This is a genomic window from Pseudarthrobacter sp. NIBRBAC000502771 (genome assembly GCF_006517215.1).
Classification (GTDB): domain Bacteria; phylum Actinomycetota; class Actinomycetes; order Actinomycetales; family Micrococcaceae; genus Arthrobacter; species Arthrobacter niigatensis.
Genome location: NZ_CP041187.1, coordinates 4,269,519 through 4,294,252 on the forward strand (window position 1 = coordinate 4,269,519; position 24,734 = coordinate 4,294,252).

A 24,734-nucleotide genomic window follows, 5' to 3' on the forward strand; every position below is an offset into this window, starting at 1 on the left:
GGCGCGCTGTCGGCGGCAGGGCAGCGGGTAGTCCCAGCCTAGTGTCACGGGTGGTTCCTGGGCAGGGCGCGCAGGCGGCAAAAAAGACCGCCGGCATGGCGCTGGCGGCCGTGCGTTGCCAGCAAAACAGAACGCGCTGCCCTCCGGCCGGGTAGCGGCGGAAGGGCAGCGCGCCCCGCAGTTCAGTCCTTACTTGGTGGGGCTGGACTTCGACTCGACCTTAACGGTTCCGGAGATGATGTCATTCTTGAGCTTGTCCAGTTCGCTCTTCAGGTCTGCCGGTACGGCGGAATCGAGATCATGGAACGGAGCCAGGGCCACGCCGCCGTTCGCAAGGGTTCCAATGTACGGCGAGGCGTCGAACTTGCCGTCTTTGTCGTCCTTGATGACAGTCTCCACAGCGGTGGACATGGTCTTCTGGACGGAGGAAAGGATCACTGACTTGTAGTCCGGGGCCGTCAGGTAACCGTCGGAGTCAACCCAGATGAGCTTGGCGTCCTTGCCCTTGGACTTGGCGTCGAGGATCGCGCTGCCCGCGCCGCCGCCGACGGGTCCGGCCACGGGAAGGACGATGTCTGCGCCCTGGTCAAGGAAGCCCTGGGTCAGGACCTTGCCCTTGTCCACCTGCTTGAAGTCGCCGACGAACGTGCCGTCCTGCTTGTCCTTGTCCCAGCCGATGAGCTGGACGCTCTTGCCCTTCTTCTCGTTGTAGTACTTCACGCCGTCGGCAAAACCGTCCATGAAGATGGTGACGGTGGGGATGTTGATGCCGCCGAAGGTTGCGACCTTACCGGTCTTGGAGGTGCCCGCTGCCAGGTAACCGGCCAGGAACGCGGCCTGGGCCGTGTCGTAGACGATCGGCTTGACGTTCTTGGGGAATGCGGGGTCGTTGTAGTCGATGATCGCGAAGTGGCTGTTCGGGTTGGCCGTTGCGATGGACTTGGTGGCGTCGCCGAGCAGGAAGCCGACGGTCACAGTCAGCTTGCAGCCCTGCTGGACCATGGAGCGGAGGTTGGGGTCGTAGTCGGTGTCAGCCTTGGACTGGACGTGCTTCTCCTGGATGCCGAGGTCCTTGACGGCGCCCTGCAGTCCCTCGTAGCCGGACTGGTTGAACGACTTGTCGTCGAATCCGCCGGAGTCGGACACCATGCAGGCGGTGTAGTCCGAGGCGGTGGCTGAACCCGAGGGGCCGGACGCGGACGGGGCGGCCCCGCAGCCGGTCAGCAGCAAGGCGGACGCACCGAGGGTGGCCACACCGGCCATTGAACCGCGCTTGAAGCCGGCACGCAGTGATTTCTTCAATTTTCCTCCAGGGGTGATGCGAGTGGCACTACGGGCTGGAATTCAATGAGTGTCCGTTTCGGCGCTGAAATTCTGTTTTCACTGAAGGCACGCAGCACTGCGCCGGAGCGCACTGATGGCACTTACTTTAGTGGCCTGCGCCACGTCCCAATAGCACGGCGGGAGCTGGCCCCGGAGATTGTTTACAAGTTGTTACCAAGCAGTAGGGGCGCCCCCAAAGGAGGCGCCCCTACTGCTGTTTGTTCTGTGGTTATGATCGCCAGGCTACAACCGGACCAGCATCTTGCCGGTGTTTGCCCCGTCCAGGAGGTCCATAAAGGCCTGCGGCGCGTTCTCCAGGCCGTCCACGATTGTCTCGTCGTACCGCACGGTCCCGTCCGCGAGCCAGCCTGCCATCTTTTCCGCGAACTCCGCCGCGTGCTGCCGCTGACCGCCTACCAGGAAGCCGCGGAGCGTCAGTTGCTTGCCGATGGCCTGCATCAGGTTGTGGGGCGCCGGAGTCGGTTCGGTGGAGTTGTACTGCGCGATTGCGCCGCACATCGCCACCCGGCCGCCAACGTTGAGGACTGACAGGGCGGCCTCCAGGTGTTCCCCGCCAACGTTGTCGAAGTAGACGTCGATGCCGGCCGGGCCCGCCGCCTTCGCCAGCTGCTCCACGACCGGACCTTCGTGATAGTCGAACGCGGCGTCGAAGCCGAGCTCCAGGAGGCGCGCCACCTTGGCAGGCGAACCGGCCGAGCCGATGACCCGTGAAGCGCCCATCGCCTTGGCGATCTGGCCCACCAGGGAACCCACCGCGCCGGCGGCACCGGAGACGAACACCGCGTCCCCCGGCTTGAAGTCGGCGACCTTCAAGAGGCCGGAATAGGCGGTCAGCCCGGTCATGCCCAGGGCACCAAGGAAGGCGGAAGCCGGGGCCAGGTCGGTGCGGGCCGGGGTTGCGGCGCTGCCATCCACCACCGCGTACTCCCGCCAGCCCAGGGCATGGACGACGACGTCGCCCTCCCGGTGTGCCGACGAACGGGATGCGATCACCTCACCTACTGCGCCGCCGTCGAGCGCTTTGCCCACGGCGAAGGGCGCGGAGTATGACTTGACGTCGTTCATGCGGCCCCGCATGTAGGGGTCCACGGACATGAAGAGGTTGCGCACCAGGATCTGGCCGTCTTCGAGCGCGGGCAGCGGCGACTCTGCGAGTTCGAAGTTGTCACCGGAAGGGCGCCCCACGGGGCGGGACGCGAGCCGGATTTCCCGGGTAGTGGTTGCGAGGGCTGTGCTCATGCTGCGTACTCCAGAATCTTGAGGTCGACATTGATGTTGCCGCGGGTGGCATTCGAATAGGGGCAGACCTGGTGCGCCTTGGCCACCAGGTCTTCCGCGGTGGCCAAGTCCAGGGCGGGGAGGGCGATTTCCAGCTCGGCTGCCAGCCCAAAGCCGGCGCCGCCGTCCAGTTGCCCAAGGTGGATTTTCGCCGCTACGGCCGAGTCGGTGAGGTCTGCGCCCGCCTTGCGGCCAACCAGCCGCAGTGCGGAATGGAAGCAGGCGGCATAGCCGGCGGCAAAGAGCTGTTCGGGGTTGGTGCCCTGTCCGCTGCCGCCGAGTTCGGCGGGGCTGGCAAGGTCCACGGCCAGTTTGCCGTCATTGCTGCGTGCGGTGCCGTCACGGCCTTCGCCTGAAGCCAGCGCCTCGGCGGTATAAAGGGTCTTCACGAAAATAGTCCGTCCTGTAGATGGAATGGTGCCTGGTTCAGCGGTCAGAGGGATTCATGCAGCGCGGAGGTGAGCTTGCCCAGGGTGGAGCGGAGCTGTTCCAGTTCGTCCAGGGAGAGCCCGGCAGCGTCTGCCAACCGCTGCGGGATGGCCCGGGCAGGTTCGCTGAGGCTCCGCCCGGCCGGCGTGAGGTGGATCGCGACCCGGCGTTCGTCCTCGCCGGACCGCCGGCGTTCCACGAACCCGAGTGACTCCAGGCGCTTGAGGAGGGGCGACAGCGTGCCCGAATCAAGGCCGAGCTCCCCACCAAGTTCCTTGACGCCCCGCGGCTCGCTCTCCCACAGCACCAGCATGACCAGATACTGCGGATAGGTGAGGCCCAGCTCGTCCAGCACCGGCCGGTAAACGGCGGTGGCGGCCCGGGATGCCGAATAGAGCGCAAAACATACTTGCCGGTCCAGGCGGGGTGCTTCGGTCATGGAACTACAATAGCGCACAACTAAGTTGTGCACAACTTATCAATGGTGGCGGCACTTAAGGCAAGCATCGTCGTCGTACTTACCGGCGGCGGTCCGGCACCGCCGCGCCGGCCCGTCTTTCGCGCTAGGAAAGCGGTGCCGGCTCCAGGTCGCGGATGGTGCGCAGGGCTGCCGCGGTGAGCACCCTGATGCCGAGGCCCAAAGAGCGCTCGTCCAGGATGTAGTCGCCGCGGTGGAGGTCGTAATCCTCGCCGCCGGGCGTTTTGGTGCCAAGGCGCATCATGGCACCGGGAAGTTCGGCGAGGAACCAGGCAAAGTCCTCGCCGCCCATGGACTGGGGTGTCAGGACCACGGCGCTCTCGCCGATTTCAGCGCGGGCGGCCGCTTCGATGATGGCTGTCTCGTGTTCGGAGTTGACCACGGGCGGCACTCCCCTGGTGTGTTCCAGGTGGACGTCCACGCCGTAGGGCGCGGCCACCTGGTGCACCACTTCGTCCAGCAGTTCACCGGCGGCATGCCAGGCGTCCCGGTCCAGGCAGCGCATGGTTCCGGCCATGTAGCCCGAGCCGGGAATGGCGTTGGGCGCCGATCCGGCGGTGATCTGGCCCCACACCACGGATACCCCGCTGCGGACGTCCACCCGGCGGGACAGGACGGCCGGAACGTTGACGGCGATCTGCGCCAGCGCGAACACCAGGTCCTCGGTGAGGTGCGGCCGGGACGTGTGGCCGCCGCGCCCGGACAGCTCGATCCGGATGGTGTCCGACGCGGACGTGATGGCCCCGATCCGGGTACCAACCTTTCCCACTTCGATGCGGGGGTCGCAGTGCAGCGCGAGGATCCGGGGGACGCCGTCCAGCACGCCCTGCTCAATGCACGCGTGCGCGCCGCCGGGCATGGTTTCCTCGGCGGGCTGGAAGATGATCCGGACGGTGGCGCCAAGGGGCGATTCCTGGTGCATGCGCTGCAAAACCAGGGCAATGCCCAGCATGGTGGTGGTGTGCACGTCGTGGCCGCAGGCGTGCGTGACACCATGGTTCTTCGAAGCGAAGGGCAGGCCCGTCTCCTCGATGATGGGCAGGGCATCGATGTCGCCGCGAAGTGCTGTGGCGATGGGTCCCTCGCCCACGTCCACCGTCAGGCCGGTGCCCTCCAGGCGGCGGGGGCTCAGCCCTGCGGCTTCGAGCCGTTCGGCGAGCTTGTCGGTGGTGCGGAACTCCTTGAAGGACAGTTCCGGGTGCGCATGCAGGTCCCGGCGGAATTCGATCAGGTCCGGCAGGAGCGGTTCGAGCCAGGGGGCCACCAGGGCGGTGGGCTCGGCTTCAGTAGTGTAATTGCGCACTGTTTCACTCTAGCGAGGGTGGCGGGTTTAGCGCCCATCCCTGACGGCGCATTACATTCCGGTCCTGCCGGCACCATGGCGCCCGCAGGATTCCGGTCAGAGAACGTCCGTGTCCCCGCTCGCCTTGAGCGCATCCACGGCAGCCTTCACGCGCTGGGAATTGGCCATGGTGGTCACCAGGAGGGCGTCCGGCGTGTCCACGATGACAACATCCTGGATGCCGATCAGCGCGATGACGCGCTTGGTGTCGGTGACAACAACGCCGCTGGAGTTCTCGGTGAACACGCGGGCACCTTCGCCAAGGACAGTGACGTCATCCACTTCCTTGGCGCTGTTGAGGCGCCCAACCGAGGCGAAGTCGCCAACGTCGTCCCAGCGGAAAGTACCGGGCACGACGGCGACGTCCCCGGCTTCGGCGGCGGGCTCGGCCACGGCGTAGTCGATGGCGATCTTGGGCAGGGTGGGCCAAATCCGGGCCGTTACCTCGTCGCGCTGGGGTGTATCCCAGGCCCGGGCGATTTCCTGGAGGCCCTGGAAGAGTTCGGGCTGGTTGGCTTCGAGGTGCTTGAGCATCAGCGACACGGGCGCCACGAACATGCCGGCATTCCAGACATAGTCTCCGCTGTCCACGTACTGCTGCGCCACAGTCTCGTCCGGCTTTTCCACGAACTCCACAACGTCGTGGGCGCTGGGCGCGCCGTCGATGTGCAGGGCCTTGCCGGAACGGATGTAGCCGAAGCCGGTGGACGGGTGGGTGGGCTTGATGCCGATGGTCACGATCTTGCCGGCAGCAGCGGTGTGGATCGCTTCCCGGACTGCCTGCTGGAACAGGTCATCCGGGCTGATCACCTGGTCGGCGGCGAAGGACCCCATGATGGTGTCGGGATCGCGTTCGTGCAGGATTGCGGCCGCGAGGCCGATCGCCGCACCCGAGTCCTTGGGTTCCGATTCCAGGACCAGGTCCGAGTCGCGGACCTCAGGGAGCTGGCGGCACACTGCTGCGCGGTGGGCCTGCCCTGTCACCACCAGCATCCGGTCGCCCGCGAGGGGGTGCAACCGGTCGTAGGTGGCGCGCAGCAAGGTGCTGCCCGATCCCGTGAGATCGTGAAGGAACTTGGGAGCTGCTGCTCGTGACAGAGGCCAGAGGCGGGTCCCCACTCCGCCTGCCGGAATCACCGCAATGAAGCGGTCAATGGGTGAAGCCGGGCTTGTCACTTTGTCTGTACTCATCACGGCTACTTTAGCCGAAGGGCCGCCGGCCGCTCCTGTGGCGGCGGATGGGCGCTGCTTTGGGCTGCCCACGTGCCCTGACGCCTGCAATGATGTGGCGTTCGTCTCATTTCCCTGCAAAATCCGCTCCAGTACTGGGCACCAACAAACGACTAAATTGAATAAGCTGTTAGCGAAGCCTAGATTTAGGCCTGAGCTACGAGTGCTCTCGCAGCAGGCGTTCCCCCCGCATGGATCTCATGCCAGCGCCGCTGTGTTGCAGGGAGGTTTATCAGTGCCGACAAAACCAGCTGGCACCTTGTACCGCGGCCGTGAAGGCATGTGGTCCTGGGTAGGACACCGTATTACCGGTGTAGTGATCTTTTTCTTCTTGTTGGTCCACGTCCTGGACACCTCCTTGGTGCGTGTGTCACCGGAGGCCTACACCGCCGTGATCGGCGCCTACAAGAATCCGCTGATGGCGCTGGGTGAGACCGGCCTTGTCGCCGCCATCGTCTTCCACGCCTTCAACGGCCTGCGGATCATCGCGGTCGACTTCTGGAAGAAGGGCGCCAAGTACCAGCGGCAGATGCTGTGGGCAGTCCTGGCCCTTTGGGTTGTGACCATGCTTGCCTTCTCCATCCGCCACCTGTCCCTCGCCCTCGGAGGTCACTAAGCCATGACTGCAACGATCGAGAGCCCCCGCAGCGGCCGGGTCGCTCCCCAGTACCGCCGCAGCGGCGGTTCCAAGGGCAACTTCGAGATGATCGCCTGGCTGTTCATGCGCCTTTCCGGCGTGGTGCTCGTGGTGCTGATCTTCGGCCACCTGTTCGTGAACCTCATGCTCGGCGAGGGCATCCACGCCATCGACTTCGGCTTCGTGGCCGGCAAGTGGGCGGATCCGTTCTGGCAGTTCTGGGACCTGGCCATGCTCTGGCTGGCCATGCTGCACGGCAGCAACGGCGTCCGGACCATCATCAACGACTACGCCGAGAAGACATCCACCCGGCGCTGGCTGAAGACCGTTCTTTACGCGGCCGCAGTGGTCATCATCCTCCTGGGCACCCTGGTGATCTTCACCTTCAACCCGTGCCCCGTGGTGAACGGCGTCGCCCTTCCGGGTGGTTTCTGCCCTGCCTAGCACTGGCACATCCCCGGGCCCGCGGGCTTATCCGCGGGCCCTGTTTTGCGGAGCAGGCAAAGCCGCCCCGTTGTTTTATAGCGAATTTTGAGAGAAAGAGCGTCTGGTATGCAGGTCCATAAGTACGACGTCGTCATCGTCGGTGCCGGTGGCGCTGGCATGCGCGCCGCGATCGAATCCGGTCAGCGCGCGCGCACAGCAGTACTGACCAAGCTCTACCCCACCCGCTCGCACACGGGTGCGGCGCAGGGTGGCATGTGTGCAGCCCTTGCCAATGTCGAGGAAGACAACTGGGAATGGCACACGTTCGACACCGTCAAGGGCGGCGACTACCTGGTTGACCAGGACGCTGCCGAGGTCATGGCGAAGGAAGCCATCGACGCCGTGCTGGACCTGGAAAAGATGGGCCTGCCCTTCAACCGCACGCCCGAAGGCCGCATCGACCAGCGCCGGTTCGGCGGCCACACCCGCGACCACGGCAAGGCTCCGGTCCGCCGCGCATGCTACGCCGCCGACCGCACCGGCCACATGATCCTGCAGACCCTGTACCAGAACTGCGTCAAGCACAACGTCGAGTTCTACAACGAGTACTACGTGCTGGACCTGCTGACGGTTGAAGAGGACGCTGTCCGCGAAGACGGCACCCCTTACAAGCAAAAGCGCGTAGCCGGCGTCGTCTCCTACGACCTCGCCTCCGGTGAACTGCACGTTTTCCAGGCCAAGTCCGTGGTGTTCGCCTCCGGTGGCGCCGGCAAGGTCTTCAAGACCACGTCCAACGCCCACACCCTGACCGGCGACGGCATGGGCATCGCGTTCCGCCGCGGCATCCCCCTGGAAGACATGGAATTCTTCCAGTTCCACCCGACAGGCCTTGCCGGACTGGGCATCCTGCTCTCCGAGGCCGCCCGCGGTGAAGGCGCAATCCTCCGCAACTCCGAGGGTGAACGCTTCATGGAACGTTACGCCCCCACCATCAAGGACCTGGCGCCGCGCGACATCGTGGCCCGCTCCATGGCCAACGAGGTCCGCGAAGGCCGCGGCTGCGGCCCGAACAAGGACTACGTCCTGCTGGACCTGACCCACCTGGAGCCGGCCCACATCGACGCCAAGCTCCCGGACATCACCGAGTTTGCCCGCACCTACCTGGGTGTGGAACCGTACACGGAGCCCGTGCCGGTGTTCCCCACCGCGCACTACGCCATGGGTGGCATTCCCACCAACATCAGCGCCGAGGTCCTGCAGGACAACGACACCGTGGTCCCGGGCCTCTACGCCGCCGGTGAAGTGGCCTGCGTGTCCGTCCACGGCTCCAACCGCCTGGGCACCAACTCGCTGCTGGACATCAACGTCTTCGGCAAGCGTGCGGGCATCGCCGCCGCGGAGTACGCCAAGACCGCCGAGTTCGTGGAACTGCCGGAGAACCCGCTGGGCTACACCACCGAACTGCTGGACATTGCCCGCAACGGCACCGGCGACGAAAAGGTGGCCCAGATCCGCAAGGAACTGCAGGACACCATGGACGCCAACATGCAGGTGTTCCGGACGGCGGACACCCTGAACCAGGTGCTGCGCGACATCGCATCCTTCGAGGAGCGCTACAAGCGCATCAACGTCCAGGACAAGGGCAAGCGCTTCAACCTGGACCTGCTCGAGGCCGTTGAACTCGGCTTCCTGCTGGAACTGGCCAAGGTGATGACCGTGGCCGCCCTGCACCGCGAGGAATCCCGCGGCGGACACTTCCGCGAGGACTTCCCCGAGCGTGACGACGAGAAATTCATGAAGCACTCCATGGCGTACAAGGATGACCATGCGCCGGCTGACGGATCGGCGGAATCAATCGCCGGTATCCGCCTGGCCACCAAGCCGGTTGTCTTTACCCGCTACGAGCCGATGGTGAGGAAGTACTAAGATGACCGCTGAAATCGCTGAGCCAGCCTCAAAGGTTGAACTTCCTGCCGGCGTTGGCGGGGCCGGGGAAATCCCCTCGTTCGACGTCCACCTGCGCGTCCGCCGCTACAACCCGGAGGTTTCGGAGGAAGCAACCTGGGACGACTTCCACCTGACCATGTACGGCACGGACCGTGTCCTTGACGCCCTGCACAAGGTGAAGTGGGAAACGGACGGCACCCTGTCCTTCCGCCGCTCCTGCGCACACGGCGTGTGCGGCTCGGATGCCATGCGCATCAACGGCCGCAACCGCCTGGCCTGCAAGACCCTGCTGAAGGACCTGGACACGTCCAAGCCCATCACGGTGGAACCCATCAAGGGCCTCCCGGTGGAGAAGGACCTGATCGTGGACATGGAGCCCTTCTTCCAGTCGTACCGCGAAGTCATGCCCTTCCTCATCAACAAGGGCCACGAGCCCACCCGGGAGCGCCTGCAGTCCGCAGAGGACCGTGAGCGCTTTGATGACACCACCAAGTGCATCCTTTGCGCCGCGTGCACGTCATCCTGCCCCGTGTTCTGGACGGACGGGCAGTACTTCGGCCCCGCCGCAATCGTGAACGCACACCGCTTCATCTTCGACTCCCGTGATGACGCCGGCGACATGCGCCTGGAAATCCTCAATGACAAGGAAGGCGTGTGGCGCTGCCGCACCACCTTCAACTGCTCCGAGGCATGCCCCCGCGGCATCCAGGTCACGCAGGCCATCGCGGAGGTCAAGCAGGCCATCCTGGCCCGCAAGATCTAGCACCTTCAACTCCAGGTAGACGGCCGACGGCGTCCCTCACCACACGTGGTGGAGGGCGCCGTCGTTCGTTTTCAACACCTATTCACCCCGGATGCTCTATCAGCAAGCTGTCCGCCCGCAGAAAGGGCCCCATGTCCCGCACCGAAAAAGTGTCCTTCGCCGGCTCCACCGGCGAAATGCTGTCCGGCATCATTGACCTTCCCGAAGGGCCCGTCAAGGGCTGGGGGGGTGTTTTCGCACGGCTTTACGCTGGGCAAGGACAGCCCCTCCGCCTCCAGGATGTGCAAGGCGCTGGCGGACAGCGGAATCGGCATGCTGCGCTTCGACAACCTGGGCCTCGGCGGGTCCGCCGGGGAATGGTCCGCGGGATCGTTCAGCCACAAGGTGGCTGACACGGTGAAGGCTGCGGAGTTCATGCGCGGTGAGGGCAAGGAAATCTCGCTGCTGGTGGGCCATTCATTCGGCGGCGCGGCCGTCCTTGCCGCTGCCAGGGACATTCCCGAACTCGATGCCGTGGCCACGGTGGGGGCTCCGTTCTCGCCCAAGCACGTGGCCCACGTGTTCGATGCCGCCCTGGACAGGATCCTGAATGAGGGCAGCGCCGAGGTGGACCTGGGCGGCAAGCGGGTGGAGATCCGCCGGCACTTCGTGGAGGACCTGGAGAACGCTGACCTGACTGACTGCATCCGGCAACTGCATAAGCCGCTGATGGTCCTGCACTCCCCCACCGATAACACCGTGGGGATCGAGAATGCGAGCACCATCTTCCAGACCGCCCGGCACCCCCGGAATTTCGTCTCCCTGGAGGGAAGCGACCACCTCCTGACCGGGAAGGGCCAGGCTGCCCGTGCAGCGAGGATCATCGCAGCCTGGGCCGACCAGTACCTTGATGCGGCCTCCGCCTGACCCAAGCGCCCCCCGCCTCAGAATGGCTGCGGGTCAGGTCTGGGGCGTTGCCCGCCGGGCCCCGAGGATTGCCTTCCGCGGGGCTGAGCCGGACTCCAGGTCGGCCTCGCGGACGGCGGACCACCCCGCGGAGACAAGGTAGACCTGGCTGACCAGGTTGAACCAGATGAGCAGGCCGATGATGATGGCGAACGGCGCCAGGATGGGATTGCGGCTGGCGCCGCCAAGCAGCTCGGTGCTGAAGATCTGCAGGACGGTGGTGCCGACGGCGGCCAGGATGGTCCCTTCCAGCAGCGCCTGGCGGGACAGCTTCAGCCCCGCGGCCAGCCGGAACATGACCAGTGCCGTGACCCAGTTCAGGACCAGCGGCACGACGATCTTCACGGACGTGGTGAGGGGGCCGGCGAGGGCATCGCTGAGGTGCAGGAAGTCCGAGACCCATCCGGCAGCGGTGCCGAAGACCAGGGAGGCGCCGGCACTGATGACCAGGGCGGTGCCCAGCAGCAGCAGGGTGCCGGAATCGCGCAGCTTCATCAGGATGGGGTTGACCATCAGCGGCGGCAGCTGCAGGACGCCGCGGAGGCCGTCCCGGAGCCCGTTGATCCATCCCAGGGACGTGACGACCGTGACCACGGCACTGATCAGCGCAGTCCAGCCAAGTCCGTTGGGATCGAGCAGGTCCTTGGGATCCACCAGTCCCTCCCCGCCGTTGACCTTCAAAAGTCCGGGGGCGCTTGTTGCCACGCTGCTGATGATGGTGTCAAGCAGGGCCGGCTGGCCCCTCAGGACAAGTCCCGCAACCGAGAAGCCGGTGGTCAGGAGCCCGGTGATGGAGAAGAACATCCGGAAGCCAATGCCGGCGCTCAGCAAGGGGCCGTGCTGGAGGTTGTAATGCTGGAACGCGCGCATCGGGCGCAGGGTGTTGAGCTTGGCCTGCAGCCACAGGATCATGGCCATCAGGCGTGGTAACAGCCCGACGCCGGATCTCCTGGCTTTGCCCCAGGCCATCCTTTTCTGGATGGCGGCCAGCTTAAGCTGGGCATGCTCAGTGGGCAGCGGCTGCTGGTCAGGCGCCTTCGGTTGTGGTGTCCGCGGCAGCGTCCGTGAATCGGGTGCCGTCGTGGTTGTCAGTTTCGGTCCCAAAATCCAGCTCTTCCCGTAGCTGCCAGATGCCCTCGGCATCATGCTCATAGAGTCCCATGCTAACCACCGGGAAGGTGGCTTTATAGTTCTTGAGCACCGTTTCGGCCTCATCCAGGCTTTCGGGGGCGACATCGTGGGCGATGGTCACGTGTGGATGATAAGGGAAGGGCAGTTCACGGTGGAGGGGTCCCTGCTGCAGCTTGCGGTGTAAGTCCACGCAGTGCTCGAACCCGTCCTCCACCCGGATGAAGACCACGGGCGAAACGGGCCTGAAGGTTCCGGTCCCGGCGATGGTGACCATGAAGGGGCTCTGGCAGCGGGCCACCTCGCGGACATGCCGGCGGGTGGCCTCCCAGTCCTGGGTGGGGGTGGTGGTCACCAGCGTGATGTGCGCGGGCACCACTTCGGCCAAGGGATCCCCGAAGGACGCCCGCCAGCGCTGCAGTTCCCCGGCAATCTCGTCTGGAAAGCCCAGGATGACGCCCACACTGATCTCATCGCTGCGGGCCGGCTCATGGTCAGCAGCCGCAGCGTGGCCGGACTCGTCTTCGAAGCGGTCGGCCAGGGTCCGCTCCACCTGGCCGGCAGAGCAGGCACCTCCCCTGGCGGTGACGTTTCTCGAAGACATGGCGCTAGCGGACCCCTGCGAGGCTGAGGGACGGCAGGAAACCCATGCGCTGGTACACCTGGCCCAGGGTGGCCGAGGCGATCTCCCGGGCCCGGTCCGCGCCGAGGGCCAGCAGCCGGTCAAGCTCGGCGGGATCGGCCATGAGCTCGTTGGTCCGGTTGCGGAGCGGGGTGATGAAGTCCACCACCACCTCCGCGAGGTCCACCTTGAGGTGCCCGTACATCTTCCCCTGGTACTCGGCTTCAAGGTCCGCCACGGACTTTCCGGTGAGGGACGAGTAAATGGTGAGCAGGTTGGAAACCCCGGGCTTCTCCTCGGCGTCGAAGCGGATGTCCGTGCCGGCGTCGGTCACTGCCGACTTGATGCGCTTTGCGGCGATCTTGGGATCCTCCAGCAGTTGGATGGCACCGTTGGGGGACTCCCCCGTCTTCGACATCTTGGCGCTGGGATTCTGGAGGTCGTAGATCTTGGCGCTTTCCTTCACGATCGTGGCCTCTGGAACCGTGAACGTGTGGCCAAACCGGGTGTTGAAACGCTGCGCGAGGTTCCGGGTCAGCTCCAGGTGCTGCCGCTGGTCCTCGCCCACCGGAACCAGGTCGCTCTGGTAGAGGAGGATATCGGCGGCCATCAGCGTGGGGTAGGCGAAAAGGCCCAGCGTTGCGGCGTCAGCGCCAGACTTCTGGGTCTTGTCCTTGAACTGCGTCATACGGGACGCCTCACCGAAGCCGGTGATGCAGTTCAGCGCCCAGGCAAGCTGCGCGTGCTCCGGGACATGGGACTGGACAAAGAAGATGCTCTTGTCCGGGTCGATGCCGGCGGCAATGTACTGCGCCGCCACGATGCGGGTGCGCCTGGCCAGCTCGGCGGGGTCGAAATCCACCGTGATGGCGTGCAGGTCCGGGATAAAGAAGACGGCGTCGTATTCCGCCTGCATGTCCACCCAGTTGCGCACAGCGCCGATGTAATTGCCCAGGTGCAGGGAATCCGCGGTGGGCTTGGCGCCGGAAAGGATGCGCTTCTTGGCAGTGGAGGAAGTCTGGGTGGTCATGGAAAAACTTTCGGGCTCAGAGCTGGTAGTCCACTACCAGCGGGGCGTGATCGGAGAAGCGGGTATCCCAGGAGGCTGCACGGTCAACAACGGCCGAAATGGCGGACGCTGCCAGTCCGGGGGTGGCCATGTGGTAGTCGATGCGCCACCCGGTGTCGTTATCGAACGCCTTGCCGCGCCAGGACCACCACGTGTACGGCCCGTCGACGTCGCCGGCAAGGTTCCGGTGGACGTCATGCCAGCCGATTTCCTCACCAAAGAAACGGTCAAAGTAGGCGCGTTCCTCCGGCAGGTGGCCGGCTTTCTTGAGGTTGCCCTTGGAGTTCCGAATGTCCCGGGGCGTGTGGGCGACATTCAGGTCCCCCACCACCAGCGCGTGGTCGCTGTGCTTGGTCAGCTCCGGAAGCCGGGTGCTCATGACGTCAAGGAAGCGGTACTTGTCGTCCTGCTTGGGTGTCCCTGCCTCACCGGAGTGCACGTAGGCGCTGGCAACGGTGAGCTGGACGGGGTTCCCGGCGGCGTCCGGAACGCGGAAATCAGCCTCCACCCAGCGCCCGGCCGTGGCGAAGTAGTCGTCCCCAATGCCGTTCCTGGTTTCGAGCGGCTCCTGGCGGGAGGCGATGGCGACGCCGGCACGGCCTTTTGCTTCCGCCTCGGCGTGCAGGATGTGCCATCCTTCCCCGAGCAACTCCCGGACGATCGCGTCGGGGGCGCGCACTTCCTGCAGGCAGAGGATGTCCACTTCGCGCGGCTCCAGCCACGCCGCCATGCCGTTTTTGTAGGCAGCCCGGAGGCCGTTGACGTTGACTGATGCGATGCGAAGGTGGTCCTTGTTCAATGCCGAGCTCACCCGCTCCACTCTAGTCGATGATGGTTCCGGTCACCGGCTCGCCGCTGCCGCCGGAGGACTTGATCATGTCCCGGGCGTTGGTGGCCGTGATCTCAATCGTCTCGAGGGCGCGGTTGATGGTGTCCTGGTTGGCCGCGGCGCCCTTGGCCCGTTCCTCTTCCACTACGCGGATCTGCACCTGGACGATTTTGAACGAGTGGTCCAGTTTCAGGTCGCGCACTTCGTCGGCCTCGGTCCGTTCGTAGACCACCCGGGTGCCCCCATGGTCCGCTGATGCCTGCACCGGGGCCCGGCCGGTTGCGGTGTGGAAGGCGCTTTGAGCCTCGGACAGCTTGGCGCCGGCCTTCTTGGCGGCCCGCTGGATGCTGAAGACCACGAACAGGGCCAGTGCCAGCCAGAAGGCGGCGATGACGGCAACAACCCAGCCCACGACGTCGTTCTGGTTGGCGGCGAAGATGACGGCAACAACGAACGCCGTCACCAGGACCATCAGGCCCGGCCCGCTGATCCGGAACATCGAGAAACCGGCCCTGGCGGGTTTGGCGGATGACGAGGAGCTGCCCAAAGTTCGCATGCAGCTATTGTCTCAAACACCGGCCTGTGCTTCGGCCGCCTTCCACCCCCGGCGAACAGCTCCGGCGTTCAGCTCCGGCGGGTCCGGTCACGTCTGCCGTCGGTCCCCGCTGCGGAGGACCTCCAGCCGTTGCCGGTACTCGGTCTCGTCCACCTCCCCCCGGGCGTAGCGTTCGCGCAGCACGCCTTCGGCCCCCTGGCCGGCTGCCCAGTGCTGGTTCCGGCGCCAGGTCCTTCGGGCCACGAAGATGAACAGCGCGATCACCAGGATCCAGAAGAGCGGGAACAACAGGAACCAGGGGGAAAAGGCACCGTGCCAGGGGCCGTAGACGACCGTATCGGCCGGCACCTGCGTAGCGGCGGTCAGGGCTGCGGTGGACACGCCCGCAGTAGACAGCGCGGTGGTCAGTGATGGCAACATTTTCGTTCTCCAGACTCTCTCGACCGGCCGGGGATCCGGCCTTGTATCGAGTGTCGTTGCCGCAGCCGGCCGGCGCGTCCGGCGGCGGGAGTCACCTTCACCGGGCCACGTACTCCCCCGGGAGGCCTGCGGCTGCACCTGGTACGGGCCTCAGCCTGCCCAGCCCGGCCGGACCAGTCCGGATTCGTAGGCCAGCACCACCAGCTGCGCCCTGTCCCTGACCATCAGCTTCGCCATGATCCGCGAGACATGCGTCTTTGCCGTGAGCGGGGTGATGAACAGGCGCCCGGCGATTTCCGCGTTGTTCAAACCCTCCCCCACAAGCTGGAGGACTTCCCGCTCCCGGTCGGTGATGCGGTCCAGTGCCACCGGCCGTTCGGCGGCGCGGGAGTGCCGCGCCAACTGGGCCATGATCCGCCGGGTCACCGAGGGCGACAGCAGCGCATCGCCGTCGTGCACAATGGGGACGGCGCGCAGGAGCTCGGCCGGTTCAGTGTCCTTGACCAGGAAACCGGCGGCGCCGGCCCGCACGGCCTCGGCGATGTATTCGTCCAGCTCGAAGGTGGTGAGCATGACCACCCGGGTACCTGGCAGCGCAGGGTCGGAGAGGATCTGCCGCGTTGCCTCCAGGCCATCACCGTCCGGCATGCGGATATCCATCAGGACCACGTCGGGTTGCCACTGCCGGGCAAGCCGGACCGCGTCGCGCCCGGTCCCGCACTCGGCCACGACCTTCATGTCCGCTTCGGCGTCCAGCAACGCCCGGAAGCCCGCCCGGATCAGGTTCTGGTCATCGGCCAGCAGGATCCTGATCATCCCGGTTCCTGCCCTGCACGGGCGGCCAGCGGGAGGACCGCACGGACCCGCCAGCCCGTACCGGAGTGGGCCGGCCCCAGCTCAAGGCTGCCGCCCAAAGCTGCCACCCGTTCCCGCATGCCGGTAATGCCGTTACCTTCGGGCGCTGTGCCGGCCCCGGCGCCGTCGTCGTCTATGGTCACCAGTAACTCCCCTTTCGCCGCGTGGATGGACACCTGGGCCGAACGCGCGCCGGAATGCCGGCCCACGTTTGTCAAGGCCTCCTGCACAATCCGGTACGCCGCTTCCTGGGCTGCAGTGGGAACGTGGTCACTGCCGGGGCCGGCCAGGAGCCGGACATCGAGCCCGGCCCGCCGCGCGTTCTCTACGATTTCCGGAACCCGGGCCAGGCTGGGCCGGCTGGTGGGGCTCAACGGCGCATCTTCCCGGAGCACGCCCAGCAGCTGGCGGACTTCAGCCAGTGATTCCCTGCTCGCTGCCTTGATGGTCTCCAGGGCAGGGCGGAACTGCGCCGGATCCTTCTCGCCCAGGTGCAGCGCCACCGAGGCCCGGACGTTTATCAGGGACAGCGAATGGGCCACCCCGTCATGGATGTCCCGCGCAAGGGCAAGCCGGTATTCATCGCGGGCAGCCTGTTCCGCCGCGGCCGCCTGGCGGTGCCGTTCGGCAACCCGTTCGCCGCGGAACCGCACCCCTTCCCCGACCAGGACCAGGATGGCCAGCCATGAGGACCCGGCGAAGGCGCGGACGAACGCCGCTTCATCGCCGCTGCGCGCAGCGGCAAGAAACAATGCGAGGATTCCCGCGGCGGCTCCCGACCATGCCACAGCGCGCTTCCCGGCCGCCGCCGTCAGGATCAGGGCCATCGCGAAGGAGAGGACCACCGGGCCCCAGGCGTAGCCCAGGGCAAGGTAGGCTGCGGTGGCCCCGGCGGCAACGGGCAGCATCACCAGCGGCGCGCGCCGGCGGAAAGCCAGTGCGGCCGGCCCCAGCAGCAGCAACGCGAGCGCCAGGGGGTCCAGGGGCGCGTGTCCGGGCTGCCGCAGGGAGGCGAACGCCGATCCCGCCACCTGGATCACGGCGACCACCACCACGATGACGGCGGTGGGTGGTCCCCGGAAACGGCGCTGCATGGTCCGAGCCTATTCCCGCGCACGGTGAAAGTCGTCAGGTGGGCGGCGTACCGCTTGTACTCCCCCGGGAGTACAAGCACGGCCGCGCCGGGCTTACCCCGCGCTGCGCTTAAATGGCCGACGGCGGCACGGCGCCCTCCATACGGAAGGTGCCGTGCCGCCGTCGAGCGTTCGGGGCCGGTGCTACTCTCCGACGCCTGCTGCGCGTTCCGCGGCCTCCACCACGTTGGTCATCAGCAGCGCCACCGTCATGGGGCCCACTCCGCCGGGGTTTGGCGAAATCCAGCCCGCCACCTCCGCGGCGGCGGGATCGATGTCGCCGTAGACACGGCTCTTGCCGGTCTCCGGATCGGTCTCCCGTGTGACGCCGACGTCCAGCAGGGCAGCGCCCGGCTTCACATCAGCGGCCTTCACGATGTGCTTGACGCCTGCGGCACCCACGATGACGTCCGCCTGCCGCAGCAGTTCGGACAGGTTGGTGGTACCCGTGTGGGTCAAAGTCACGGTGGCATTGACCTCCCGCCGCGTGAGCAGCAGGCCGATCGAGCGGCCGATGGTGACGCCGCGGCCCACCACCACAACGTGCTTGCCGGCCAGGCTGTATCCGTTGCGCTCGAGCAGCTCGATGACGCCGCGGGGCGTGCACGGCAGCGGCGTGGTGATCTTGTTGTTGACGTTGAGCACCAGCCGGCCCAGGTTGGTGGGGTGCAGCCCGTCCGCATCCTTGGCGGGGTCGATCCGCTCCAGGATTGCGTCCGTGTCCAGGTGCTTGGGCAGCGGCAGCTGAACGATGTAGCCGTGGCAGGAGCGGTCTGCATTGAGTTCGTCAATGAGGGCCTCCACCTGTTCCTGGGTGGCGTCCGCCGGAAGCTCGCGCTGGATGGAGTTCATCCCGATCTGCACGGACTGCTTGTGCTTCATGGAGACGTACAGCTGCGAGGCGGGGTCAGCGCCCACCAGCACAGTGGCGATGCCGGGGGTGACGCTCTTGGCCTTGAGTGCGGCCACGCGTTCGGTCAGCTCGGCCTTGATGGCAGCAGCGGTGGCCTTGCCGTCAAGGATCTGTGCGGTAGTGGTTTCAGCCATGGGTTACCACTGCTCGTGCTGGGGGTACAGCGGGAAGTCGGCAGCCAGCTTGTCCACGCGGGACTGGAGGGCCTCGACGTCGGCGCTGGCGCCTGCCTTGAGCGCGGTGGCGATGATCTCTGCCACCTCGGTGAACTCGTTGGCACCAAAGCCGCGGGTAGCCAGGGCCGGGGTGCCAATGCGCAGGCCGGAGGTGACCATCGGCGGGCGCGGGTCGAACGGCACGGCGTTGCGGTTCACGGTGATGCCCACGGAGTGCAGGAGGTCCTCCGCCTGCTGGCCGTCCAGCTGCGAGTTGCGGAGGTCAACCAGTACCAGGTGCACGTCGGTGCCGCCGGTGAGGACCGAGACGCCGGCTTCGGCGACGTCGGCCTGGTTCAGGCGGTCAGCGATGATCCTGGCGCCTTCCAGGACGCGCTCCTGGCGCTCCTTGAATTCCTGGGTGCCAGCGATTTTGAAGGCCACGGCCTTGGCAGCGATGACGTGCATCAGCGGGCCGCCCTGCTGGCCCGGGAAGACGCTGGAGTTCAGCTTCTTGGCCCACTGCTCCTTGGCAAGGATCACGCCCGAGCGGGGACCGGCCAGGGTCTTGTGCACGGTGGAGGTGACGACATCGGAGTGCGGGACGGGGCTGGGGTGCAGTCCGGCTGCCACCAGGCCGGCGAAGTGTGCCATGTCGGTCCAAAGGAGCGCGCCCACTTCATCGGCGATGGAGCGGAACGCGGCGAAGTCCAGGTGGCGGGGGTAGGCGGACCAGCCGGCGATGATGACCTGGGGCTTCTCGGCGATGGCCTGCTCGCGCAGTTTGTCCATGTCGATGCGGAAGGTGTCTTCCTCCACCTGGTAGGCAGCCACGTTGTAAAGCTTGCCGGAGAAGTTCAGCTTCATGCCGTGGGTCAGGTGGCCGCCGTGGGCCAGGGACAGGCCCAGGATCTTGTCGCCGGGTGTGATCATGGCGGACAGCGCGGCGGCGTTGGCCTGCGCGCCAGAGTGCGGCTGGACGTTGGCGAACTCGGCGCCGAACAGGGCCTTGACCCGGTCAATGGCCAGCTGTTCTGCAACGTCGACGTATTCGCAGCCGCCGTAGTAGCGGCGGCCCGGGTAGCCCTCGGCATACTTGTTGGTGAGGACCGAGCCCTGGGCTTCCATCACGGCGCGGGGCGCGAAGTTCTCGGAAGCAATCATCTCCAGGGTGCCGCGCTGGCGGCCAAGCTCCTGCTCAAGGACTGCTGCGATTTCGGGGTCAAGCTCAGCCAGCGGCTGGTTGCTGACGGCGGTGGTTGAGGTGGCTGTAGTAGTCACGAAGTACTCCTGGCTGGGGATACGGGCACTGCTATAGGTCAGGCTACCGGCTGGCGCGCTTCCGCACCGCGTTGATGACAGGGCGTGAAAGCCCGGCATGGTGCTGCTGTACTGACGCAGGAGCAGCCCCAATTCCGGCAAAACATGACCCTCGGCCCAGGCGTACGATCCGTGGTCTTCGTGATTGCCGCTCCCTGGTGGTTAGCCACCCAACGCCAGTTGCGACCCTTCCAGCGTACCAAAACCGGCACCCGCGGCGCGGGTAGGCTGTTACGCGTGAATCATGAGCAGCTGAACCAAGCGTACGTCGTCACTCTGTCCTGCCCGGACCGCCCCGGAATCGTCCACGCCGTGGCCGGAGCCCTGCTCGTGGCAGGGTGCAACATCATGGACTCGCAGCAGTACGGCAGCCCTTCCACCGGCAACTTCTTCATGCGCGTGGAAGTGACCACGGCGGCTCCGAAGTCCGAGCTGCGCGCCGCGCTGGAACCGGTGGCGGAAGCATTTTCCATGCAGTGGAACCTCGACACCGTCGGTGACAAGGTGCGCACGCTGGTCATGGCCAGCACCTCGGCCCACTGCCTCAATGACCTGCTCTTCCAGCAGCGCTCCGGTACCCTTCCCATCGAAATCCCCGCCATCGTTTCCAACCACCAGGACCTGGCAGGCCTCGCCGAGTTCTACGGCATCCCGTTCCACTACATCCCTGTGATCCGGGACACCAAGGAGCAGGCCGAGGACAAGCTGCGCGCCCTCATCGCCGAGCACGACATCCAGCTCACCGTCCTGGCCCGCTACATGCAGATCCTCTCCGATGAGCTCTGCACCGACCTGACCGGCAAGGCCATCAACATCCACCATTCGTTCCTGCCGTCCTTCAAGGGTGCCAAGCCGTACCACCAAGCGCACGCACGCGGTGTGAAGCTGATCGGGGCCACCGCGCACTATGTGACCGCCGCCCTGGACGAGGGGCCGATCATCGAACAGGAAGTCATCCGCGTGGACCATGCGCGAACGCCCGAACAGTTCGTCCAGATGGGCCGGGACGTGGAGGGCCGCACCCTGGTGCAGGCCGTGCAGTGGCATGCCGAGCACCGGGTGCTGCTGGACGGCAACCGCACGGTGGTCTTCAACTAGGTAGCAGAAGGTGCCGTTTTGGGGCTGCCAAACGACACCTGAGCTACCCAGTTCGGTGGAGGGGTGGCTTAGGGTGAAGCCATGGCTCCTCTTTACCCTTTCGCCGGCAATTCCCCGGCTGTCCATGAATCAGCGTTCGTGGCCCCGTCGGCCTCGATCATCGGCAATGCCACCCTGGGCGCGGACGCCAGCGCGTTCTATGGTGTCTCGGTCCGGGCTGATACCGCGGCCATCACCGTGGGCGCCGGAAGCAACCTGCAGGACAATGTGGTGCTGCACGCCGACCCCGGCTTCCCCTGCACGGTGGGCCAGCGGGTCAGCGTGGGCCACGCCGCCGTCGTGCACGGCTGCACCGTGGAGGACGACTGCCTGATCGGCATGGGCGCCACCGTCCTCAACGGGGCAGTGATCGGCGCCGGCTCGCTGGTGGCCGCAGGCGCTGTGGTCCTGGAAGGGACGGTGGTTCCGCCCCGCTCGCTGGTGGCCGGGGTTCCCGCCAAGGTGCGCCGCGGGCTCTCGGATGAAGAGTTCGACGGCGTGCGCGCCAATGCGGCGCGCTACGTGGAGCTCGCGGCGAAACACCGCGAGCTCCACGCCTGACCAAGTCCGGCCTGGATCAGTCCAGGCTGATCGGCCCGAACTCATCCAGCAGGTCGCCCGGGCCGGGATTTCCCGGCGCCGAGGACCCGCCCAGGTGCTTCACCACGCCCCACACCGCGTTCAGCCCCGTGGTGACCGCGCCTTCCGCCCAGCCGGCGGTGAAGGAGACGTCGTCGCCGGCCAGGAAGATGCCGCGCTGGGACTCCGGCAGCTTGTCCTGCTTGAAGTGGGTGAACAGCCGCTGCTGGTAGCGGTAGTGGCCGGGGAGGTTGGCCTTGAACGCGCCCATGAAGTTGGGGTCCGCCTCCCAGGACACGGTGATGGGCTGGCCCACGATGTGCCCGGCGATGTCCACGCCGGGGTAGATCTGTTCAAGCGAGTGCAGCATCAGTTCCACGCGTTCGTCGGCGTCCAGGGCCAGCCACTTCAGCGCGTCGTCGTTCCAGGTGTAGGAGAGCAGGATGACGGCGGGCTGGTCCGGGCCGTTGTCCAGCAGGTAGGTGGCCCGGTTCAGCCTGTCCGTCAGGGTCATGGACAGGACCTCGTTGCCCGTTTCCGGGTCGACGTCCTTCCAGAACGGCCGGTCCACCATCACGAACGTCTTCGAGGACTGCATGTAGTGCGATTTCTCCATGGCGGTCCAGAGCTCGGCCGGGAACAGGGCCTCCTCCGTGTGGATCCGGGTGGACAGCAGCCACGACTGGCAGGTGGTCACCACGGCCGGGTAGCTGGCCTCGCGGCCCCAGCGCTCCCGGGCCCGCAGGTTGCCGTCAGGGTCCCTGCTGATCTTCCCCACGGCGCCGCGCGGCGAGCCCGAGTGCAGCGAGGCCAGGGAGGTGCCCGCAGGCCAGTGCACCAGGTCCGACGGCGCGTGCTGCCAGAGTGCCTCGGGCAGGCGTTGCGCTCCGCCGCGGATCAGCCGGTGCTGGTCGTCCGCGTCGGTGTAGACCACGCGGAGGATTTCCAGGATGGAGTTGGGGAAGTCGGTGTCCCAGCCGCCGGTGCCGAACCCCACCTGGCCGAAGGCCTCTCGGTGGGCGAACCCTGCCTTCTTGAAGGAATCGCTGGCGGCGATGAAACCGTAGAAGGTCTGTTCATCCATGAGCGGGAGCAGTTCGTTCCAGAGTTCCTTGATCCTGGGCATGTCCCGCGCCTTGATGGCGTCCTGCATCTGCACGAACTTGGCGCCGTCATTGACTGCTGCCTTCCAGGCTTCGGCCACTTCGCGGAAGAACGGCGGCAGGTCGCTCGGCTTTTCGGCATAGTGTTTCTTGCCGGCCAGCTCGATTACGGTGCTGGACGTTGCCTCGGCGAGGGGGTTGGGGAAGTCCTGCGTTTCCAGCCCGAGCAGGTCCACGTAGTGGTAGAACGCCTTCCCAGAGACCGGGAACCGCATTCCGCCCAGGTCCGCCACCACGCCCGGCGCTGCGGGGAAGGCAGCTGTTCGGAGCCGCCCGCCGATCTGGTCCGCCTCGTAGACCACCGGCCGGAGCCCGAGTTTCATGAGTTCATAGGCGGTCACCAGGCCGGAGAGACCGGCGCCGATGACGGCCACCTCCGCGCCGTACAGCTCCGGCGGGACGGTGCCCAGGCCGTCCGGGTGGGCCAGGTAGTGGTCGTAGCTGAACGGGAAATCGGGGTTCAGCATGGTGATGGGCGCTGCCTGCCCGCCTGCGCCGCGTCCGGCCGCGTCCGCCGGCGGCGTGGAGGTGCTGGAGGGGTCGAAGGCAGGCAGTTCGGTGGCGATGGTCATGGTTGTTCTGCTTTCACAGGTTCCTGGCTCGGGGCCTTGGCGGTCAGTTCACGGTAGTCGAGCTCACTCAGCGCCGCTACCTTGGAGTTCCGGCGTCCATAGCCGAAGTAGATGGCGATGCCCACCAGCATCCAGGCCCCGAAGACGACCCAGGTATCGGCTCCCAGGTTCGCCATCAGGTAGGCACACATGAGCGTGCCCAGCACGGGAGTGATGGGGTACAGCGGCACCCGGAAGCTCCGCTTCAGGTCCGGGCGGTTGCGGCGCAGGTGGATGACGGCGATGTTCACCAGTGCGAACGCGAACAAGGTTCCGATGCTGGTGGCGTCGGCCAGGGCTCCAAGCGGCACCAGGCCTGCGGTGAGCGCGACGGCGGTACCCACAATGAGCGTTCCGGCGGCCGGGGTGCCGGTCCGGGAGGAGACGCGGCCGAAGACCTTGGGGACCAGCCCGTCCCGCGACATGGACAGCAGGATCCGGGTTTGCCCGTAAAGGACCGTGAGCACGATGCTGGCGATCGCGAGGACAGCGCCGACGGAGAAGACCAGGGCGATCCACGGCTGGTGGGTGGTCTCCTCCAGGATCTGGACCAGGGCGGCCTCGGTGCCGTCGAACCAGCCCCAGGGGCGGGCACCGATGGCAGCAACCGCCACCAGGACGTAGATGCCGGTGACGATCACCATGGACAGCAGGATGGCGCGGGGAAGGTCGCGCTTGGGGTCCCGGGCTTCCTCGCCGGCAGTGGAGGCGGCATCGAAGCCGATGTAGGAGAAGAACACCCTGGAGGCCGCGGCGGAGACACCGGCCGCGCCCATGGGCAGGAGCGGCTGGAAGTTGCCGGCATTGAAGGCGGTGAAGGCAACGGCGCAGAAGAACAGCAGGATGCCCACTTTGACGATGACAATGGCCGTGTTGATCCGGGCGCTCTCACGGGCTCCGCGGACCAGCAGGACCATGGCCAGCACCACGATGGCCACCGCCGGAACGTTGACCAGTCCCCCATCGCCGGGCGGCTGGGCTACTGCGTCGGGCAGCACCTGCCCGAACGCCGCCAGCGTCTCGTTGACATACTGGCCGGCGCCCACCGCCACCGCGGCCACAGACACCGCGTATTCCAGGACGAGGCACCAACCGCAGATCCACGCCATGCCTTCGCCCAGGGTGGCGTACGAGTAGGAATAGCTGGAGCCCGCCACCGGGACCAGGCCCGCCATCTCGGCATAGGAGACGGCGGAGAGCAGGGCGGCAAGGCCGGCAATGACAAAGGAGATCCAGATGGCGGGTCCGGCAAGGGGCACCGATTCGCCGAGGATCACCAGGATGCCGGTCCCCAGGGTGGCCCCCACGCTGATCATGGTCAGGTGCAGGACGCCAAAGCTGCGGAGCAGCCTTGGGGCGCCTTCGCCGCCTTCGGCTTCGCTGACCATTTGTCCTATCGGTTTACGCCGCAGCAGCTGGGCCTGG

The 24,734-nt window shown here is 66.3% G+C and carries 24 protein-coding genes and 1 pseudogene; 7 read left to right on the top strand and 18 right to left on the bottom strand.

The annotated features are described in order from the left end of the window. Positions 1-189: 189 nt before the first annotated feature. From NIBR502771_RS19780 to NIBR502771_RS19805, 6 genes are all read right to left on the bottom strand, one after another. Positions 190-1,302: a BMP family protein gene (locus tag NIBR502771_RS19780; protein WP_141161206.1), complete on the bottom strand. Its 1,113-nt coding sequence runs from the start codon at positions 1,300-1,302 to the stop codon at positions 190-192. Positions 1,303-1,566: 264 nt separating this feature from the next. Beyond that, positions 1,567-2,583, bottom strand: coding sequence for an NADP-dependent oxidoreductase (locus NIBR502771_RS19785; protein WP_141161207.1), 1,017 nt, complete (start codon positions 2,581-2,583; stop codon positions 1,567-1,569). Next, a complete protein-coding gene (locus NIBR502771_RS19790) occupies positions 2,580-3,011 on the bottom strand; it encodes an organic hydroperoxide resistance protein (RefSeq protein ID WP_141161208.1) in 432 nt (143 codons plus the stop codon). The genes NIBR502771_RS19785 and NIBR502771_RS19790 overlap by 4 nt, the downstream gene beginning before the upstream one ends. 44 nt (positions 3,012-3,055) lie before the next feature. Next, positions 3,056-3,490 (bottom strand): MarR family winged helix-turn-helix transcriptional regulator, encoded by a 435-nt coding sequence (locus NIBR502771_RS19795; RefSeq protein WP_141161209.1) that lies wholly within the window; start codon positions 3,488-3,490, stop codon positions 3,056-3,058. 124 nt (positions 3,491-3,614) lie between these two features. After that, positions 3,615-4,832 carry an amidohydrolase gene (locus NIBR502771_RS19800; protein ID WP_141161210.1) on the bottom strand — a complete coding sequence of 406 codons (1,218 nt, stop codon included), beginning with the start codon at positions 4,830-4,832 and terminating at the stop codon, positions 3,615-3,617. A 96-nt stretch (positions 4,833-4,928) separates the two neighbouring features. Then, positions 4,929-6,062, bottom strand: coding sequence for a mannose-1-phosphate guanylyltransferase (locus NIBR502771_RS19805; protein WP_141161211.1), 1,134 nt, complete (start codon positions 6,060-6,062; stop codon positions 4,929-4,931). A gap of 319 nt (positions 6,063-6,381) precedes the next feature. On the opposite strand from NIBR502771_RS19805, the gene sdhC reads away from it, so the two are divergent. The 5 genes and pseudogenes from sdhC (at position 6,382) to NIBR502771_RS19830 (ending at position 10,780) form a co-directional block, all read left to right on the top strand. Then, a complete protein-coding gene (gene sdhC / locus NIBR502771_RS19810; protein ID WP_246839926.1) occupies positions 6,382-6,717 on the top strand; it encodes a succinate dehydrogenase, cytochrome b556 subunit in 336 nt (111 codons plus the stop codon). A 3-nt stretch (positions 6,718-6,720) separates the two neighbouring features. Then, positions 6,721-7,182 carry a succinate dehydrogenase hydrophobic membrane anchor subunit gene (locus tag NIBR502771_RS19815; RefSeq protein ID WP_141161213.1) on the top strand — a complete coding sequence of 154 codons (462 nt, stop codon included), beginning with the start codon at positions 6,721-6,723 and terminating at the stop codon, positions 7,180-7,182. 108 nt (positions 7,183-7,290) lie between these two features. Then, entirely contained in the window at positions 7,291-9,090 is a 1,800-nt protein-coding gene (sdhA, locus tag NIBR502771_RS19820) for a succinate dehydrogenase flavoprotein subunit (protein ID WP_141161214.1), read from the top strand. 1 nt (position 9,091) lies between these two features. After that, positions 9,092-9,874 (top strand): succinate dehydrogenase iron-sulfur subunit, encoded by a 783-nt coding sequence (locus NIBR502771_RS19825; protein WP_141161215.1) that lies wholly within the window; start codon positions 9,092-9,094, stop codon positions 9,872-9,874. A 131-nt stretch (positions 9,875-10,005) separates the two neighbouring features. Beyond that, a pseudogene (locus NIBR502771_RS19830) lies at positions 10,006-10,780 on the top strand (alpha/beta hydrolase family protein). Positions 10,781-10,813: 33 nt separating this feature from the next. On the opposite strand, the gene NIBR502771_RS19835 reads toward NIBR502771_RS19830, so the two are convergent. The 10 genes from NIBR502771_RS19835 to glyA form a co-directional block, all read right to left on the bottom strand. Continuing rightward, a complete protein-coding gene (locus tag NIBR502771_RS19835) occupies positions 10,814-11,737 on the bottom strand; it encodes a YihY/virulence factor BrkB family protein (RefSeq protein ID WP_141161216.1) in 924 nt (307 codons plus the stop codon). 109 nt (positions 11,738-11,846) lie between these two features. Further along, positions 11,847-12,551, bottom strand: a complete 705-nt coding sequence (locus NIBR502771_RS19840) for a 2'-5' RNA ligase family protein (RefSeq protein WP_141161217.1) — start codon at positions 12,549-12,551, stop codon at positions 11,847-11,849. Positions 12,552-12,555: 4 nt separating this feature from the next. Further along, the gene (trpS, locus tag NIBR502771_RS19845; protein ID WP_141161218.1) at positions 12,556-13,599 is read right to left on the bottom strand and encodes a tryptophan--tRNA ligase; all 1,044 of its coding nucleotides are present in this window, start codon (positions 13,597-13,599) and stop codon (positions 12,556-12,558) included. 16 nt (positions 13,600-13,615) lie between these two features. Continuing rightward, complete coding sequence (locus tag NIBR502771_RS19850) at positions 13,616-14,449, bottom strand: exodeoxyribonuclease III (RefSeq protein ID WP_141161219.1); 834 nt, start codon at positions 14,447-14,449, stop codon at positions 13,616-13,618. A gap of 10 nt (positions 14,450-14,459) precedes the next feature. Beyond that, positions 14,460-15,023 (bottom strand): hypothetical protein, encoded by a 564-nt coding sequence (locus tag NIBR502771_RS19855; protein ID WP_141161220.1) that lies wholly within the window; start codon positions 15,021-15,023, stop codon positions 14,460-14,462. 87 nt (positions 15,024-15,110) lie between these two features. Next, positions 15,111-15,443 (bottom strand): SHOCT domain-containing protein, encoded by a 333-nt coding sequence (locus tag NIBR502771_RS19860; RefSeq protein WP_141161221.1) that lies wholly within the window; start codon positions 15,441-15,443, stop codon positions 15,111-15,113. 150 nt (positions 15,444-15,593) lie between these two features. Beyond that, entirely contained in the window at positions 15,594-16,259 is a 666-nt protein-coding gene (locus tag NIBR502771_RS19865) for a response regulator transcription factor (protein ID WP_141161222.1), read from the bottom strand. Beyond that, positions 16,256-17,392: a sensor histidine kinase gene (locus tag NIBR502771_RS19870; protein ID WP_141161223.1), complete on the bottom strand. Its 1,137-nt coding sequence runs from the start codon at positions 17,390-17,392 to the stop codon at positions 16,256-16,258. The genes NIBR502771_RS19865 and NIBR502771_RS19870 overlap by 4 nt, the downstream gene beginning before the upstream one ends. Positions 17,393-17,575: 183 nt before the next feature. Continuing rightward, on the bottom strand, positions 17,576-18,478 hold the full coding sequence (locus NIBR502771_RS19875) for a bifunctional methylenetetrahydrofolate dehydrogenase/methenyltetrahydrofolate cyclohydrolase (protein ID WP_141161224.1): 903 nt from the start codon (positions 18,476-18,478) through the stop codon (positions 17,576-17,578). A gap of 3 nt (positions 18,479-18,481) precedes the next feature. After that, a complete protein-coding gene (glyA, locus tag NIBR502771_RS19880; protein WP_141161225.1) occupies positions 18,482-19,780 on the bottom strand; it encodes a serine hydroxymethyltransferase in 1,299 nt (432 codons plus the stop codon). 276 nt (positions 19,781-20,056) lie between these two features. On the opposite strand from glyA, the gene purU reads away from it, so the two are divergent. Beyond that, positions 20,057-20,917 (top strand): formyltetrahydrofolate deformylase, encoded by an 861-nt coding sequence (gene purU, locus NIBR502771_RS19885; RefSeq protein WP_141161226.1) that lies wholly within the window; start codon positions 20,057-20,059, stop codon positions 20,915-20,917. Between the two features lie 81 nt (positions 20,918-20,998). Beyond that, entirely contained in the window at positions 20,999-21,517 is a 519-nt protein-coding gene (locus NIBR502771_RS19890) for a gamma carbonic anhydrase family protein (protein WP_141161227.1), read from the top strand. Positions 21,518-21,533: 16 nt separating this feature from the next. On the opposite strand, the gene NIBR502771_RS19895 is transcribed toward NIBR502771_RS19890, so the two are convergent. Then, on the bottom strand, positions 21,534-23,270 hold the full coding sequence (locus tag NIBR502771_RS19895; RefSeq protein WP_210411272.1) for an NAD(P)/FAD-dependent oxidoreductase: 1,737 nt from the start codon (positions 23,268-23,270) through the stop codon (positions 21,534-21,536). Beyond that, on the bottom strand, positions 23,267-24,697 hold the full coding sequence (locus NIBR502771_RS19900; protein ID WP_371416511.1) for an amino acid permease: 1,431 nt from the start codon (positions 24,695-24,697) through the stop codon (positions 23,267-23,269). The genes NIBR502771_RS19895 and NIBR502771_RS19900 overlap by 4 nt, the downstream gene beginning before the upstream one ends. Between the last annotated feature and the right edge of the window lie 37 nt (positions 24,698-24,734).

Bases quoted from the DNA above. Each gene is read 5' to 3' on its own strand.
- NIBR502771_RS19870 (WP_141161223.1), bottom strand. From the start codon at position 17,392: ATGCAGCGCCGTTTCCGGGGACCACCCACCGCCGTCATCGTGGTGGTG.
- NIBR502771_RS19875 (WP_141161224.1), bottom strand. From the start codon at position 18,478: ATGGCTGAAACCACTACCGCACAGATCCTTGACGGCAAGGCCACCGCT.
- sdhA (WP_141161214.1), top strand. From the start codon at position 7,291: ATGCAGGTCCATAAGTACGACGTCGTCATCGTCGGTGCCGGTGGCGCT.
- NIBR502771_RS19895 (WP_210411272.1), bottom strand. From the start codon at position 23,270: ATGACCATCGCCACCGAACTGCCTGCCTTCGACCCCTCCAGCACCTCC.
- NIBR502771_RS19840 (WP_141161217.1), bottom strand. From the start codon at position 12,551: ATGTCTTCGAGAAACGTCACCGCCAGGGGAGGTGCCTGCTCTGCCGGC.
- sdhC (WP_246839926.1), top strand. From the start codon at position 6,382: ATGTGGTCCTGGGTAGGACACCGTATTACCGGTGTAGTGATCTTTTTC.
- trpS (WP_141161218.1), bottom strand. From the start codon at position 13,599: ATGACCACCCAGACTTCCTCCACTGCCAAGAAGCGCATCCTTTCCGGC.
- NIBR502771_RS19815 (WP_141161213.1), top strand. From the start codon at position 6,721: ATGACTGCAACGATCGAGAGCCCCCGCAGCGGCCGGGTCGCTCCCCAG.
- NIBR502771_RS19865 (WP_141161222.1), bottom strand. From the start codon at position 16,259: ATGATCAGGATCCTGCTGGCCGATGACCAGAACCTGATCCGGGCGGGC.
- NIBR502771_RS19900 (WP_371416511.1), bottom strand. From the start codon at position 24,697: ATGGTCAGCGAAGCCGAAGGCGGCGAAGGCGCCCCAAGGCTGCTCCGC.
- NIBR502771_RS19795 (WP_141161209.1), bottom strand. From the start codon at position 3,490: ATGACCGAAGCACCCCGCCTGGACCGGCAAGTATGTTTTGCGCTCTAT.
- NIBR502771_RS19825 (WP_141161215.1), top strand. From the start codon at position 9,092: ATGACCGCTGAAATCGCTGAGCCAGCCTCAAAGGTTGAACTTCCTGCC.
- NIBR502771_RS19835 (WP_141161216.1), bottom strand. From the start codon at position 11,737: ATGGCCATGATCCTGTGGCTGCAGGCCAAGCTCAACACCCTGCGCCCG.
- NIBR502771_RS19890 (WP_141161227.1), top strand. From the start codon at position 20,999: ATGGCTCCTCTTTACCCTTTCGCCGGCAATTCCCCGGCTGTCCATGAA.
- NIBR502771_RS19855 (WP_141161220.1), bottom strand. From the start codon at position 15,023: ATGCGAACTTTGGGCAGCTCCTCGTCATCCGCCAAACCCGCCAGGGCC.
- NIBR502771_RS19805 (WP_141161211.1), bottom strand. From the start codon at position 6,062: ATGAGTACAGACAAAGTGACAAGCCCGGCTTCACCCATTGACCGCTTC.
- NIBR502771_RS19860 (WP_141161221.1), bottom strand. From the start codon at position 15,443: ATGTTGCCATCACTGACCACCGCGCTGTCTACTGCGGGCGTGTCCACC.
- NIBR502771_RS19785 (WP_141161207.1), bottom strand. From the start codon at position 2,583: ATGAGCACAGCCCTCGCAACCACTACCCGGGAAATCCGGCTCGCGTCC.